The 14,309-nt window shown below is 32.6% G+C and carries 14 protein-coding genes; 7 read left to right on the top strand and 7 right to left on the bottom strand.

Translation table 11 applies throughout. The annotated features are described in order from the left end of the window. Positions 1–7 precede the first annotated feature (7 nt). From lptC to ACKTSU_RS11280, 4 genes are all read left to right on the top strand, one after another. Positions 8–580 carry an LPS export ABC transporter periplasmic protein LptC gene (lptC, locus tag ACKTSU_RS11295; RefSeq protein WP_408036487.1) on the top strand — a complete coding sequence of 191 codons (573 nt, stop codon included), beginning with the start codon at positions 8–10 and terminating at the stop codon, positions 578–580. After that, on the top strand, positions 580–777 hold the full coding sequence (locus ACKTSU_RS11290) for a hypothetical protein (RefSeq protein ID WP_408036486.1): 198 nt from the start codon (positions 580–582) through the stop codon (positions 775–777). Before lptC ends, ACKTSU_RS11290 begins: the two co-directional genes overlap by 1 nt. Further along, entirely contained in the window at positions 777–2,069 is a 1,293-nt protein-coding gene (locus ACKTSU_RS11285) for a hemolysin family protein (RefSeq protein ID WP_408036484.1), read from the top strand. Before ACKTSU_RS11290 ends, ACKTSU_RS11285 begins: the two co-directional genes overlap by 1 nt. Before the next feature lie 107 nt (positions 2,070–2,176). Then, positions 2,177–4,294, top strand: a complete 2,118-nt coding sequence (locus ACKTSU_RS11280; protein WP_408036482.1) for a peptidylprolyl isomerase — start codon at positions 2,177–2,179, stop codon at positions 4,292–4,294. Positions 4,295–4,377: 83 nt separating this feature from the next. On the opposite strand, the gene ACKTSU_RS11275 is transcribed toward ACKTSU_RS11280, so the two are convergent. Then, positions 4,378–4,713 carry a hypothetical protein gene (locus tag ACKTSU_RS11275; protein WP_408036481.1) on the bottom strand — a complete coding sequence of 112 codons (336 nt, stop codon included), beginning with the start codon at positions 4,711–4,713 and terminating at the stop codon, positions 4,378–4,380. A gap of 78 nt (positions 4,714–4,791) precedes the next feature. Then, positions 4,792–6,192, bottom strand: a complete 1,401-nt coding sequence (lpdA, locus tag ACKTSU_RS11270; protein ID WP_408036480.1) for a dihydrolipoyl dehydrogenase — start codon at positions 6,190–6,192, stop codon at positions 4,792–4,794. Positions 6,193–6,379: 187 nt separating this feature from the next. Here lpdA and ACKTSU_RS11265 point away from each other — a divergent pair, with 187 nt between their 5' ends. Then, complete coding sequence (locus ACKTSU_RS11265; protein ID WP_408036479.1) at positions 6,380–6,850, top strand: heme-binding domain-containing protein; 471 nt, start codon at positions 6,380–6,382, stop codon at positions 6,848–6,850. A gap of 4 nt (positions 6,851–6,854) precedes the next feature. Then, positions 6,855–8,084: a glycosyltransferase gene (locus tag ACKTSU_RS11260; RefSeq protein WP_408036478.1), complete on the top strand. Its 1,230-nt coding sequence runs from the start codon at positions 6,855–6,857 to the stop codon at positions 8,082–8,084. On the opposite strand, the gene ACKTSU_RS11255 is transcribed toward ACKTSU_RS11260, so the two are convergent. The 5 genes from ACKTSU_RS11255 to ACKTSU_RS11235 all read right to left on the bottom strand — a co-directional run bounded on the left by ACKTSU_RS11255 (position 8,081) and on the right by ACKTSU_RS11235 (position 13,501). Next, positions 8,081–9,295: a carboxypeptidase-like regulatory domain-containing protein gene (locus ACKTSU_RS11255; RefSeq protein WP_408036477.1), complete on the bottom strand. Its 1,215-nt coding sequence runs from the start codon at positions 9,293–9,295 to the stop codon at positions 8,081–8,083. The two genes, ACKTSU_RS11260 and ACKTSU_RS11255, sit on opposite strands and share 4 nt — an antisense overlap. 56 nt (positions 9,296–9,351) lie before the next feature. Further along, positions 9,352–11,385: a M3 family metallopeptidase gene (locus tag ACKTSU_RS11250; RefSeq protein WP_408036476.1), complete on the bottom strand. Its 2,034-nt coding sequence runs from the start codon at positions 11,383–11,385 to the stop codon at positions 9,352–9,354. 77 nt (positions 11,386–11,462) lie between these two features. Further along, a complete protein-coding gene (gene purE, locus ACKTSU_RS11245) occupies positions 11,463–11,942 on the bottom strand; it encodes a 5-(carboxyamino)imidazole ribonucleotide mutase (protein ID WP_274634667.1) in 480 nt (159 codons plus the stop codon). Positions 11,943–11,947: 5 nt separating this feature from the next. Next, a complete protein-coding gene (locus tag ACKTSU_RS11240; RefSeq protein WP_408036475.1) occupies positions 11,948–13,105 on the bottom strand; it encodes a 5-(carboxyamino)imidazole ribonucleotide synthase in 1,158 nt (385 codons plus the stop codon). Positions 13,106–13,168: 63 nt separating this feature from the next. Further along, positions 13,169–13,501, bottom strand: coding sequence for a hypothetical protein (locus tag ACKTSU_RS11235; protein ID WP_408036474.1), 333 nt, complete (start codon positions 13,499–13,501; stop codon positions 13,169–13,171). 288 nt (positions 13,502–13,789) lie between these two features. Between ACKTSU_RS11235 and greA the strand changes: the two genes are divergently transcribed. Further along, positions 13,790–14,263, top strand: a complete 474-nt coding sequence (gene greA, locus ACKTSU_RS11230) for a transcription elongation factor GreA (protein WP_274634670.1) — start codon at positions 13,790–13,792, stop codon at positions 14,261–14,263. The last annotated feature ends 46 nt before the right edge of the window (positions 14,264–14,309 follow it).

Here is a 14,309-nt window from a genome sequence, read left to right as displayed (position 1 = left end):
AATTGTAATGCTTAAAAAAGCAAAACATATATATAATAGCATTGCTGCCATTTGTTTGGTGGCAATGTTTTTTTCTTGTACCAATTCAAAAAAAGAGGTGCGAGATTTTTTAGCTGATAAAAATTTACCAGTAGGTTCTGCTGAAGATATTTATCATGTACATAAAGATTCAGGTAGAGTAACATCAAAAACAAAAGCTCCTGTATTTTACGATTTTTCAAACAGGAAAGATCATCCTTATAAAGAATTCCCTAAAGGAATTGAAATTATTACAATTAACAAAACAGGAACCGATTCTACAACTATTTCAGGAAATTATGCATTGACTTTTGATAAAACGAAGGTGTCTGAAATTAGAGGAAATGTTGTAATTACGAACCATTCAAAACAAACAAAACTAGAAACGAATCAGTTATTTTGGGATCAAAAAGAGCATTATTTCTTTACAGAAGATGGTTTTCGTTTTACTACTCCTGAAAGTGTAATTAATGGTTTCGGGTTTGAATCTAATGAAGATTTAACTAAATGGATGGCTAAGGATATTACAGGAGATATAGAAACAACACAAAAAGACATATAATGAACACACTTTGGAAATATTTACAATACGGATATCTTGTTGTAGGAATCATCTTTTTTGTTGAAGGAGTTTTAAAATGGAATTCAGATAAAGAGCAAGCATTTATTATGTTTGGTTTTGCTATCTTTATCATATTAATTTTCTTCTTTAAAAGACATTTTAGAAGAAAAGTACAAGAAAGAAATAAACAACGTTAATGCAGCCTGAGGTCGTAATTATTTTTGTGTCTATTCTATTTTCAGCCTTTTTTTCTGGGATGGAAATAGCCTTTATCTCGGCAAATAAACTTCATATAGAGTTAGAAAAGAAACGAGAAGGTATTGTACCTAGAATCTTAACAAAACTAACCGAGAAATCTTCCAAATTTATTACCACTATGTTAGTGGGTAACAATGTAGCTTTAGTTGTGTATAGTTACTTTATGGGAGAATTGTTAATGGGATGGTTTCAGTCATTCTTACCATCAGATTACACAGTAGTTAATTATGTGTTATCTGATATTAGTTTACTTACTCAAACTCTTATTTCAACAATAATCATATTAGTAACAGCAGAGTTTTTACCAAAAGCTATTTTTAGAATTTATGCGAATGAAATCTTAAAGTTTTTTGCGGTTCCTGCATATATTTTTTATGTGTTTTTTTATGGAATTACATGGGTAATTACCAAAGTGTCAGATTTTTGTTTGCGTGTTTTTTTTAGAACAAAAGAGGACGAAATTCAAACAGAGTTTAGCAAAGAAGAATTAGGAAATTATATCTCGGAACAGTTAGATGCTGGGAATGATGATGATGAAGTAGATTCAGAAATACAGATATTCCAAAATGCACTAGAATTTCACAAAGTAAAAGCTCGTGAAATTATGGTGCCTAGAACAGAAATTGCAGCGGTAGATTTACATGAATCAGTTAGTAATTTGAAAAAAATGTTTATTGCTACTGGTTTGTCAAAAATATTAGTTTATAAAAATTCATTAGATGATATTTTAGGCTATGTAAATGCTTTTGAGTTATTTAAGAAACCTAGAACAATCAAGTCTATTTTATTACCGGTAGAGTTTGTGCCTGAGTCTATGATTATAAACGATGTACTTAACGGGTTAATAAAAAAGCGTAAAAGTATAGCTGTAGTTGTTGATGAATATGGAGGAACCTCAGGTATTATTACTGTTGAAGATATTGTAGAAGAATTGTTTGGAGAGATAGAAGATGAGCACGATACCCAACAGTTATTAGAAGAAAAAATTAGTGAAAGTGAATACAGCTTTTCAGCACGTTTAGAAGTAGATTACCTAAATGAAGAGTATGGGTTAAATATTCCAAAAGAAGAAGCTTATGAGACTTTAGGAGGTTTTATTTTAAATTATACAGAAACTATTCCTCAGCAAGACGAAGTTTTACATATTGAAAATTTTCAAATAAAAATCTTAAAAGTAAGTGCTACTAAAATTGATGATATTTACTTCAAGGTAATCAATAAAGGAGATTAACTTATCTGTATTTCTCTAGAGAACTCCCTCAAAAACAGCATAAAAAAACATTGCATTATTTACTTTGAAATTGTATTTTCGCACACTGTTAATAAAATAAATGACGTATGGCAATTTTATCGAAAATTAGAGAACGCTCAATGTTCTTAATTCTTGTAATTGGTTTAGCACTTTTTGCTTTTGTATTAGACCCTTCTACAATATCAGATTTTTTTAGTGCAAATAAAGTAAACGAAATAGGTGCAGTAAACGGCGAAAGTATTTCTCGTCAAGAGTTTGCAGAGGCCTTAGAAGCTTATAAAGCACAAAACGGTAATAGAATTTCTGAAATGCAAGCAGCCAAAATAGTTTGGGAAAGCTTAATTCGTCAAAAAATTTACGAGAAACAATTAGAAGAGGCTGGAATTACAGTTGGAGAAGCTGATATTATGAATGCTTTGTACGAGACTCCTAATGTTCAAAATGATCCAAGATTTTTAACCTCTGGTATTTTCGATAAGAATAAGTTAAAAGAACATTTAGCTACAATCAGAGAAGAAAATGGTCAAGAGTGGGCTGCATGGCAAAACTACATGGCTTCTTTAAAAAGCAATATAGAAAAAAATACGTACGATAAATTAGTTGCAGCTGGTTTAGGTGCTTCTTTAAAAGAAGGAGAAGCTCAATACCTAATTGAAAACACTAAAGTTTCAGGAAAGTATGTATATGTACCATATTCAACTATAGCTGATAGTTTAGTAACATTAAAGAAAAGTGATATTCAAAACTATATTAATAAGCACCAAGACGCTTATCAAGTAGAAGCTTCAAGAGATATTAACTTTGTTAAGTTTACTATTGACCCTACAGCTGAAGATGAAGAAGCTATCAAAACAGAAGTAGCAAGTTTAATAGAAGATTCTGAAGTAAATAATACTTCGGTAAAAGGATTAAAAAATGCAACTAACTACCACGAATTTTTAGAAGAAAATAATTCAGATTTAGGTTTAGATACAAACTACAAATTTAAAGTTCAGGTTCCACAAGTAATTGCAGAGGATATTTTTAACGGAAAAGAAGGAGATGTTTTCGGACCATACAAAGACGCAGGATTCTTTAAGTTATCTAAAATTACTGAAGTAAAACAATTACCAGATTCTGCTCAAGCAAGTCATATTTTAATTCCTTTTATAGGTGCTGCAGCTGCTGATGAAACAGTAGTTCAAACAGAAGAAGAAGCTAAGCAAACAGCAGATAGTTTATTATCAGTGGTTAAAGCAAATAAATCTAAGTTTGCTGATTTAGCTAAAGAAATGTCATCTGACCAAGGTTCTGCTGAAAAAGGTGGATTCTACGATTGGTTTGCTTACAACAGAATGGTGCCTTCTTTCAGAGATTTCGTTTTTGAAGGAAAAACAGGAGATATGGGAGTTGTAAAGTCTCAATTCGGATTCCATGTAATTAAAATTGATGGACAAAAGAATTTCCAACCAGTTGTGAAATTAGCTACTTATGGACGTAAGATTGAAGCTTCAGAAGAAACTGAAGATGCAGTATTCCAATCGGCTGAAACATTTGCATTAGAATTAGCAAACGGTAAAGCTTTTGAAGAAACAGTAAAAGAGAAAAACTTAACTTCATTACCAGCGGTAGGATTAAAGTCATTAGATGAAAATGTACCAGGAGTTGGTAACGAAAGACAAATTATTACTTGGGCTTTTGAACCAGAAACTGAAGAAGGAAGCTACAAGCGTTTTGATGTTGAAGGAGGATATATCGTAGCGGTATTAACAGCTAAAACAGCTAAAGGTTTAATGCCAGTTGATAAGGCAATTGCTACTGTTCGTCCTATTTTAACAAACGAAAGAAAAGCTAAGATGATTGAAGATAAGATGAGCGGATCTACTTTAGAAGAAATCGCTAAATCTGCAAATCAATCAGTAAGAGTTGCAACCGATGTAAACTTACAATCACCAACTATTTCTGGTGTAGGATTTGAGCCTAAAGTAGTAGGAGCAATGATTAACGCTAAAGAAAACGAAGTGGTTAAAAACGTAGCAGGAGATAAAGGTGTATTTGCTTTTGTAGTTGAAAAGAGAGAAGAGCCAACAGCATTACCTAACTACGATACTTTTAGAAAGCGTATCGCTGCTGAAAGACAGAACAAGGTATTCCAAATGTATGAGGCTGTTAAAAAAGCGTCTGATATCGAAGATAACATGAGTTCTTTCTACGGAATTCAATAAGAAATAACATCATACCATAAAAAAATCCCGAACTATTTAGTTCGGGATTTTTTGTTGATTTCAATTCAGTAAAGAGAGGTATTTTAATCTTTATAAAATTTTTTATGGAATGTAGAGTTAGCTACACTTTGGATAAAAGGTAAGTTTTTATGAGTTTTAAATTGATCTATTGTAATATCAATAATATATCCTTTATATTCTAGCCAGCTATGTGATTGGTTGTTAAACCACATGTTAACTTTTCTTTCAATGGGGTAAAACCCGTTTTCCAATAATCTTCTCTCTAGTATTTCTGAGGCATTGCCACAACAACCAATTGGAAAGTTTTTACTATTTGGAAATTTTAGGTTGCCTTTAATTATTTCTGATCTAAGAGATAAAACTATTTTGGTAATTTCTTTTTTTTCAGATTCATTCATGACAAAGAAATGTATTATGTAAAAATAAAAAGCAACCTCAAATGAGATTGCTTTTTAAATATGTTTTAAAACTTTTTATTAAGCGTTTAATGGTTGTCCATCCCAAGCTGCTTTTGCTGCTTCTTTTATAGCTTCAGAATACGTTGGGTGTCCATGACAAATACGAGCTAAATCTTCCGCAGAAGCTCTGTATTCCATTGCTACGGCAGCTTCCATAATTAAGTCAGCAACACGAGCACCTACCATGTGAACTCCTAATACTTCATCTGTATTTTTATCAGCTAAAACTTTTACAAATCCGTCTAAGTCTCCACTTGCACGAGAACGTCCTAATGCACGCATAGAGAATTTTCCAACTTTATAATCTACTTTAGCTTCTTTTAATTCGTCTTCTGTTTTACCAACAGCTGCAACTTCTGGCCATGTATAAACAATTCCAGGAATTAAGTTATAGTCGATATGAGGTTTTTGTCCTGCTAAATATTCAGCAACCACTACACCTTCTTCTTCCGCTTTATGCGCTAACATAGCTCCACGAACTACATCACCAATCGCATAAATGTTAGAAACGTTGGTTTGTAAATGATCGTTAACTTCAACCATTCCTCTTTCAGTAACTTTTACACCTGCTTTTTCTAAAGCTAATCCATCAGTATATGGACGACGACCCACTGAAACTAAACAGTAATCACCAGTAAAAGTAACTTCTTCTCCTTTTTTATTGGTAGCTTTAACCACAATTTCGTCACCATTTCTTTCAACAGAAGTAACTCCGTGGCTAGTATTAATTTTCATTCCTTGTTTCTTTAGAACTTTAGTCAATTCTTTAGAAACATCTTTATCCATCGTTGGAGTAATCGTAGGAGCATACTCGATAACAGTTACCTCAGCACCTAAGCGCTTGTAAACCGACCCTAACTCTAAACCAATAACACCACCACCAATTACTAATAAGTGCTTAGGAACTTCAGGAAGTTTTAAAGCTTCTGTAGAAGTAATTACACGCTCTTTATCAATAGTAATAAATGGTAAAGAAGATGGCTTAGAACCTGTAGCTATGATAATGTTAGTACCTTCGATTACTTCTTCAGTACCATCATTTTTAGTGATTTTTACGTGTGTAGCATCTTCAAAAGACCCTAAACCTTCGTAAACTTCAATATTATTTTTATCCATTAAATATTTGATACCTCCTGTAGTAGTTTCTACTACATTTGCTTTACGAGCTACCATTTTTCCGAAGTCAAAAGAAGGTTTCTCTACAGAGATACCATGCTCTTCGAAATGATTTACTGCATCATAGTAATGGTGCGAAGAATCTAATAAAGCTTTTGAAGGAATACATCCAACATTTAAACAAGTTCCACCTAAAGTTGAGTATTTTTCAATGATAGCAACTTTAGAACCTAATTGAGCGGCTCTGATAGCAGCGATATATCCTCCTGGACCAGAACCAATAACGATTAAATCGTATTTCATGAGTTGTGTTTTATTATTTCATCTATTTATATTGCACAATGTCCATTACCAATAGTTTAACTATTTATGCTGATGTTGAACATTGTTTGCAATTGCCCATTTTGGGCTTTCGTAAAAATGAAGTACAAAAGTACAATTATTTGTCGATAAAATTAGTTTTCATATCTTTAAAACTTAAACGCATTGTATGAAAATTTTTAAAAAAATTATCGGGTTTCTATTACTACTGTTAGTAATCGCACAATTTTTTCAACCAGAAAAAAATGAAGGAGAAATTACTTATGTTCAGCCTTTTATAGAAGAAACCAAGCCAAATGATGCAGTGCATAAAATTTTAAAAACTGCGTGTTTTGATTGTCATAGCAATTCAACACGTTACCCTTGGTATAGCAGTATTACACCCGTGAATTATTGGTTGGCAGATCATGTAAATCACGGAAAAGAAGAATTGAATTTTTCTGAATGGGCTACCTATTCTTTAAAAAGAAAGGAACACAAAATGAAAGAGGTTTGGGAAGAAGTTGAAAAAGGAAAAATGCCTTTAGATTCATATACTTGGACGCATGCCGATGCTCGTTTGTCTTCAGAAGAGGTGCAACAAATCACTGAGTGGGCAAAAAGTGTTCAAAATAACTACCAAACGCAATTAGCGGACTAAATTAATGCAACAACTTTTAATTATTGGGTATGTTTGGGTAGAAAATACAACGGGAGCTGGTAACCGAATGTTACAGCTAATCAATGTTTTTAAAAACCATAATTATACCATTACTTTTGCTACACCAGCTCAAAAAACCGAAAACTCTTTAAATTTAGCTGAATTAGGTATAGAAGAGAAGCCTATTGAATTGAATTCAAGTTCTTTTGATGATTTTGTTAAGGAACTTCAACCTGATGTAGTGTTGTACGATCGTTTTATGATGGAAGAGCAATTCGGTTGGCGTGTTGCAGAACATTGCCCTAAAGCGTTACGAATTTTAGATACAGAAGATTTACATTTTTTACGAAAAGTACGTCATCAACAATTAAAAAAAGGAACGGAGTTTTCTAACGAAGCTTTATTGAAATCTGATGAAGCGAAAAGAGAAATAGCTGCTATTTTACGTTGTGATTTGAGTTTGATTATCTCAACTTATGAAATTCAATTGTTAAAAGAAGTTTTTAAGATTGATGAAGCCTTGTTATATCATTTGCCTTTTTTGTTGAATAAGATTGATGATAAAGTTATTGAAAGTTGGAAGCCTTTTGAAGAACGAGCGCATTTTGTATTTGTAGGTAACTTTTTTCATGCGCCAAATGTTGACGCTGTATTACAGTTAAAAACAATCTGGAAATACATCAGGAAAAAATTACCCAATGCTGAATTGCATATTTACGGAGCTTATGTTACGCAACAAATTCAACAATTACATAAACCCAAAGAAGGATTTATCGTTAAAGGTTTTGCAGAAGATGCTTTAGAAGTGGTTAAGAATGCTAGAGTAGTGTTAGCACCCATCCGTTTTGGAGCAGGAATAAAAGGAAAACTAACCGAAGCCATGGAATGTGGAACACCAAGTGTAACTACTTCGATAGGAGCAGAAGGAATGCATGCAAATTTACCTTGGAACGGATTTATAGAGGATGATTTTGAGAAGTTTACTAACAAAGCAGTCGAATTGTATTCGTATGAAATTCTTTGGAAAAAGTCTCAGCAAAAAGGTATAGAAATAATAAATTCACTGTACGATAAAGACGTGTTAGAGATTTCTTTTATGAAAAACGTTAAAAAAATCCAAGAAAACCTTGACCTACATCGTACACAAAACTTTCTTGGAAGTTTGTTACAATATCAAACTTTACAGTCTACAAAATTTATGAGTAAGTGGATTGAAGAAAAGAATAAAAACTAGTTTCCTGATGGTTGATAGTCTAGTGGAAGCATATTGGCAAAAGCTTCAAAGCCCCAATATCCTTCGTTAAATATAGCATTAGGGTTAATAAGTACGCCCGATTTATCTATTTGAGCATTTCCTTCTAACAAAACAATATTTGAGGTTTGTACACCACTAGCTTTTTTTCGTTTTCCAAACATTTCAATTAAATAATTTTCTTCCTCCTTTTCTTTAGTGTAAATAACCATTAAGTGGTCTTTAAAACTTAAATATGGAGTATTGTTATTGTAAATAATCATATCCTCATAAGGAACATTTTTTTTATATAAGTAATCTTCATGTTTAGGGAGTCTAGCTTTTTGTATAGTTACTATAATACTATCAGACTGATTTTTAGGTTTTTCTATTAGCTTTGATAAATCAATAGAGTTTCCATAGAGTTTGAGTAATTCCCTAGCCATTTTTATTTTTTCTTCAGAAGGTCTATCGGGATTTGGCACTCTTTTAAACTGATTTACTACAAAACCTTCTTCTTTTAGTTTCTTTGAAGTTAAACTTCTTAAAAAGTGCATTTGAGAACCATTGTATGCTTCGAGTCGATTTTGTTTCCATTTCTTGGATACATTTTTTTTGAGATTTTTGTAGTGTGCAAAGCCGCTAAAAAATAACTGTTGTCCTTTTAGAGTAAAATCAATTAAATCATAAGTGATTATGTAGCCTAAACCTTGATGTTTAATTTTTAAAGGGTTTTTAGCAAATGCTGTAAGTGTGTTAGTTTTGGGGCTATATTCAAAGTATAAGTCTTTTTCATTTAAGATTTTGCAGGTTTGTGCGAGTTTCGTTCTTCCTAAGAATGTTTGTTTAAACCGAGCCAAATTATACTTCCAGTCATCATCATAAACTGTTTTTTTTATTACCACCTCATTTAAAACACCGTTATCTTCTTCGAGTTTAATTTCAAGGGTTAGTTCTTTACTTTGTGGAGTAATTAAAAGTTGCTTTGTTTTGTAACCTAAAAAAGAAACAACTAATGTGTAGTTTCCTTCTTTAATATTTAACTGAAATTCACCCTCAGAATTAGTGACCGTTCCAATAGTTGTATTGTTAAAGTATACAGAAGCCCCTTCTAATGCCTCATTAGTTTCTGATAATACATTTCCTTTAATTAAGACTTGAGAAAATGAAATTGAGTTTATTAAGAGTAAGAAAACAAAAAATCCCTTTTTCATGAGAAATATTTTTTCATAAAAATAGGGACTTATTTAAAGTGATAAAATTTTATTTGTTAATTCTTGTCAATCAATCCAGCACGCCTTAATAAAGCATCTGGTTTTGGTTCTCTTCCTCTAAAACGTTTGTATAATTCCATAGGTTCTTCTGTTCCTCCTTTAGACAATACATTGTTTTTAAATTTATCAGCAACTTCTTTATTAAAAATACCTTCTTCTTTAAAATATTCAAAAGCATCGGCGTCCAAAACCTCTGCCCATTTATATGAATAATATCCAGCTGAATATCCGCCTTGGAAAATATGAGAAAAAGAAGTGCTCATGCAGTTTTCAGCAATGTCAGGATATAATTGAGTGCTTTCAAAAGCATTCGTTTCAAATTCTTTCACAGAAGTAATGGTTTCTGGAGAATCTCCAGAGTGCCAAGACATATCTAATAAACCAAAACTTAATTGACGCAAGGTTTGCATGCCTTCATGGAAACTTGCAGATTCTTTAATTTTTTCAACATATTCCATAGGGATAATTTCTCCAGTTTCGTAATGTTTTGCAAACAACTCCAACGCTTCTTTTTCGTAACACCAGTTTTCTAAAACTTGACTCGGTAACTCCACAAAATCCCAAGAAACAGAAGTTCCTGATAGGCTTTTATAAGTCGTATTGGCAAGCATTCCGTGTAAGGCGTGACCAAATTCGTGGAATAGGGTAGTAACTTCGTTAAAAGTTAATAAAGAAGGCTTAGTTTGCGTTGGTTTGGTAAAGTTACAAACGATAGAGACTTGAGGTCTTTCATTAATTCCATTGCGAATATATTGTGACTTGTAAGAAGTCATCCACGCACCGTTACGTTTTCCTGGTCTTGGATGAAAATCAGCGTAAAAATAAGAAACAAAATTACCATCAGTATCAGTTACAGCATACGTCTTAACATCTTCATGATACTTATCAATAGTGTCTATTTCTTCAAATTGTAAGTTATACAATTTGTTAGCTACAGTAAATACACCGTCAATTACATTTTCTAACTTAAAATAAGGCTTCAGTAGCTCTTGATCTAAGTTAAACAACTCTTTTTTTAGCTTTTCAGAATAGTAAGCACCATCCCATTTTTGTAACTGGTCTATTCCGTCTAGTTTTTTAGCATAGGCCTCTAAATTATCAAATTCACGTTGTGCAGCAGGTTTCGCTTTTTCTAACAACTCATTTAAAAACTCCATAACCTTTTCAGGAGTTTCAGCCATACGCTCTTCTAATACAAAATGAGCGTGGGTTTTATAACCTAATAGGTTTGCACGTTTGTGGCGTAAGGTTACAATGTCTTTTACAATTTGCTCATTGTTGTATTCATTTTGTTGAAATCCTTTTTTACCAAAAGCTATTGCTAACTTTTTTCTCAATTCTCTATTATCAGCATAGGTCATAAAAGGAATATAGCTAGGATAATCTAAGGTAATCATCCAACCCTCTTTACCTTTTGAGTTAGCGAGTTCTTTAGCAGCTTCTTTAGCGCTTTCTGGTAAGCCTGCTAAATCATCCTCATTGGTAATTAATAATTCAAACGCATTGGTTTCAGCCAACACATGCTCACCAAACTGTAACGATAATTTTGCTAACTCAGCATCAATTTTACGAAGCTCAGCCTTGTCAGCTTCCTTTAAGTTAGCCCCATTGCGTGCAAAACTTTTATACTGTTTATCTAGCAACATTTCTTGTTCAGGAGTCAAGTTCAAATCAGAAAGTTGATCGTACACAGTTTTTACACGTTTAAACAACCCCTCATTTAAAATCATATCGTTTCTAAACTCACTTAACCAAGGAGAAATATCTTTTGCTATTTTTTGAATTTCTTCATTTGTTTCAGCAGAGTTTAAGTTAAAAAAAATAGAAGTAGCTCTATCTAATTTATTACCTGTATTGTCTAAAGCAACTGTAGTGTTTTCAAAAGTTGGAGCTTCAGAGTTTTCTACAATAGCATCAATTTCATCTTTAGCTATTTGTATAGCTTTTTTTATAGCAGGTTTATAATTTTCTTCTTTAATTTGAGAAAAAGGGGGCGTATTAAAATCTTGTAAAAGTGGGTTCTTAGTCATAAAAAAATAGGTTTAAAATTGAAGAAACCTCACAAAGGTACTCTGTGAGGTTTACTTTTTATAGTACTAAAATACTATTATTTTTTTACTCTTTCTGAAGCCTGTTCAACTTTCAGTTTAAGCCCTTCTTTGTAAGCGATAATTTTGTCTAAGACACATTTGTCAGAAGCTCCAATAATTTGCGCTGCTAAGATTCCTGCATTTTTAGCTCCATCTAAGGCAACTGTAGCTACAGGAACACCTCCAGGCATTTGAAGAATAGATAAAACAGAATCCCAACCATCAATAGAGTTTCTGCTTTTTACAGGAACTCCAATTACTGGTAACGGACTCATACTAGCTACCATTCCTGGTAAATGTGCAGCACCTCCAGCACCAGCAACTATAACTTGTACTCCGCGTTTGTGTGCATTGTTAGCGTAATCGAATAATTTTTCAGGAGTTCTGTGAGCAGATACGATATCTACTTCAACTTGAATATCAAAACTTTCTAAAATTTCAATTGCTTCTTGCATGATTGGAAGATCTGAATCGCTTCCCATGATAATTCCTACCATAATTTTTATTTTGCTATTACCTTAATAGTTTCTTTTACTTGTTGAGCGACTTTTCTCGCTTCATTTATATCTTCATTAACAATAGTTACATGTCCCATTTTACGGAAAGGTTTTGTCGTCTTTTTTCCGTAGATATGAGGGGTAACTCCGTCAATCTTTAAAATTTCTTCAATGTTTTCGTATACAACATCACCTGTATATCCTTCAGCACCTACTAAATTCACCATAATTCCAGCTACTTTACTTTCGGTATTGCCTAAAGGAAGGTTTAAAATACTACGTAAATGTTGTTCAAATTGATTGGTGTAACTCGCTTCGATTGAATAATGCCCTGAATTATGAGTTCTTGGAGCTACTTCGTTTACTAAGATTTGGTCATCTTCAGTTTGAAACATTTCTACCGCAAGTAAACCAACAAACCCAAAAGTATCCGCTACTTTTAGTGCTATTTCACGTGCTTTTTGAGCAATGCTATCTTCAATTCTTGCAGGACAAATTACATATTCTACTTGGTTTGCTTCTGGATGAAATTCCATTTCTACAACAGGATAGGTTTTGGTTTCTCCGCTAGCATTTCTAGCAACAATAACAGCCAATTCATTTTTAAAAGGAATTAGTTTTTCAGAAATACACTCTCCTGTTGGTAACCCTTCTAAATCGTTAATTGAACGAACTATTTTTACACCATTTCCATCGTAGCCAAATCTTGCCGATTTCCATACGAAAGGAAAGGTAATAGCTTCGTTACTGATAGAATGTTTTAATTCTTCTAAGGAAGTAAAGCGAGAAAAAGGAGCTGTTGGAATTCCCTTGTCGTGATAAAACACTTTTTGATGTGCTTTGTTTTGAATAGTTCTTAAGTTCTTCGGCTTAGGAAAAATAGTTAATCCTTCAGCTTCTAAAGCATCTAAGGCGTCAATATTTACATTTTCAATTTCTATAGTAAGTACATCTACTTTTTTTCCGAAGTTGTAAACAGTATCATAGTCTAGTAAATCTCCTTGATGAAATTCGTTACAAATTTGAGCACAAGGTGCATCGGTATTACTATCTAAAATAACAGTATGGATGTCAAATTTTTGCGTTTCGGCAAGTAACATTCTTCCTAACTGACCGCCTCCTAGAACGCCCAATTTAAAGTTTGAAGAAAAATAATTTTTCACGATAAATGTGTTAGTTGTGTTGTAGCTGCAAAAATAAGAATCTAATTCTTAGTACAAATAGTATTAACGAGATATTCTTAATCGATTTCCACTTAAAGGAGTAGCAAAATACATTAATGCTGAGCAACCTTTTCCATCTTCAGGAGCCCCTCCATGTATACGGTTGTATAATTTTCCATCACACTGACATACTATAAAGAGCCCATCATAAGTCATAGGTGAACTACAATCTCTTTCAGGGCACTGTAGGTCAAAAACACGAAAATCATTGTTGTTCAAATTTAAAATTAAAATATCTCTTCCTGCGATATAATTAATAGAATGACCTCCTGGTACTAACAAATTATATGGTTCAACATTAAACTCAGGGGATGTTATGTCTATAATAACATCCATTGTTATCCCAGAAAAACAATTGTTTATTGGAGTGTTCTCGCTACAGCTTAAAAAAATTATAACAAAAAATAAGTAAAAGAATTTTTTCATTGTTTTAGTACAGAGTTGATATCATAACGTGACGAAGTTACAAATATTTTGTACATTTGTGTAACAATCTCATTCCTTCGGGTGTGGGATTTTTAAATTTAACCCACAGGGTTTTAGGAAGAAAGGTTATATGCTTCTTGGCTAAATGTTGAGTAAAGTATATAGGATTTTGTTTATAATTTAAAAAAAGGAGAAAAGATGAGTAATGTATCATATTATACGGAGGAAGGATTAAAAAAGCTTAAGGAAGAATTAGCGCAATTAGAACAAGTTGAAAGACCAAGAGTTTCTCAAGAAATTGCTGATGCTCGCGATAAAGGGGATTTAAGTGAGAATGCTGAATACCATGCCGCAAAAGAGGAGCAATCGCTGTTAGAAACAAAAATTGCAAAACTAAAAAATGTGGTAGCAAACGCTCGTGTTGTAGACGAGAGTCAGTTAGATACATCTAAGATTTTAATTCATTCAATTGTTAAAATTAAAAATACTACTAACGGTATGGAGTTTACCTATACTTTAGTAGCTGATAGTGAGAGTGATGTAAGAAACGGAAAATTATCTGTAAACTCACCAATAGGTAAAGGTTTATTAGGTAAAAAAGTAGGTGAGGTAGCTGAAATTCAAGTTCCTAATGGAATAATGAAGTTTGAAATTGTTGAAATTTCTAGATAGATTTTTAAAATAATTATAGTTAAAGCGTTGCTTATGCAGCGCTTTT

Source organism: Tenacibaculum aestuarii (assembly GCF_964510395.1).
GTDB lineage: Bacteria > Bacteroidota > Bacteroidia > Flavobacteriales > Flavobacteriaceae > Polaribacter > Polaribacter aestuarii.
This window is presented reverse-complemented; position numbering and strand designations above follow the sequence as displayed.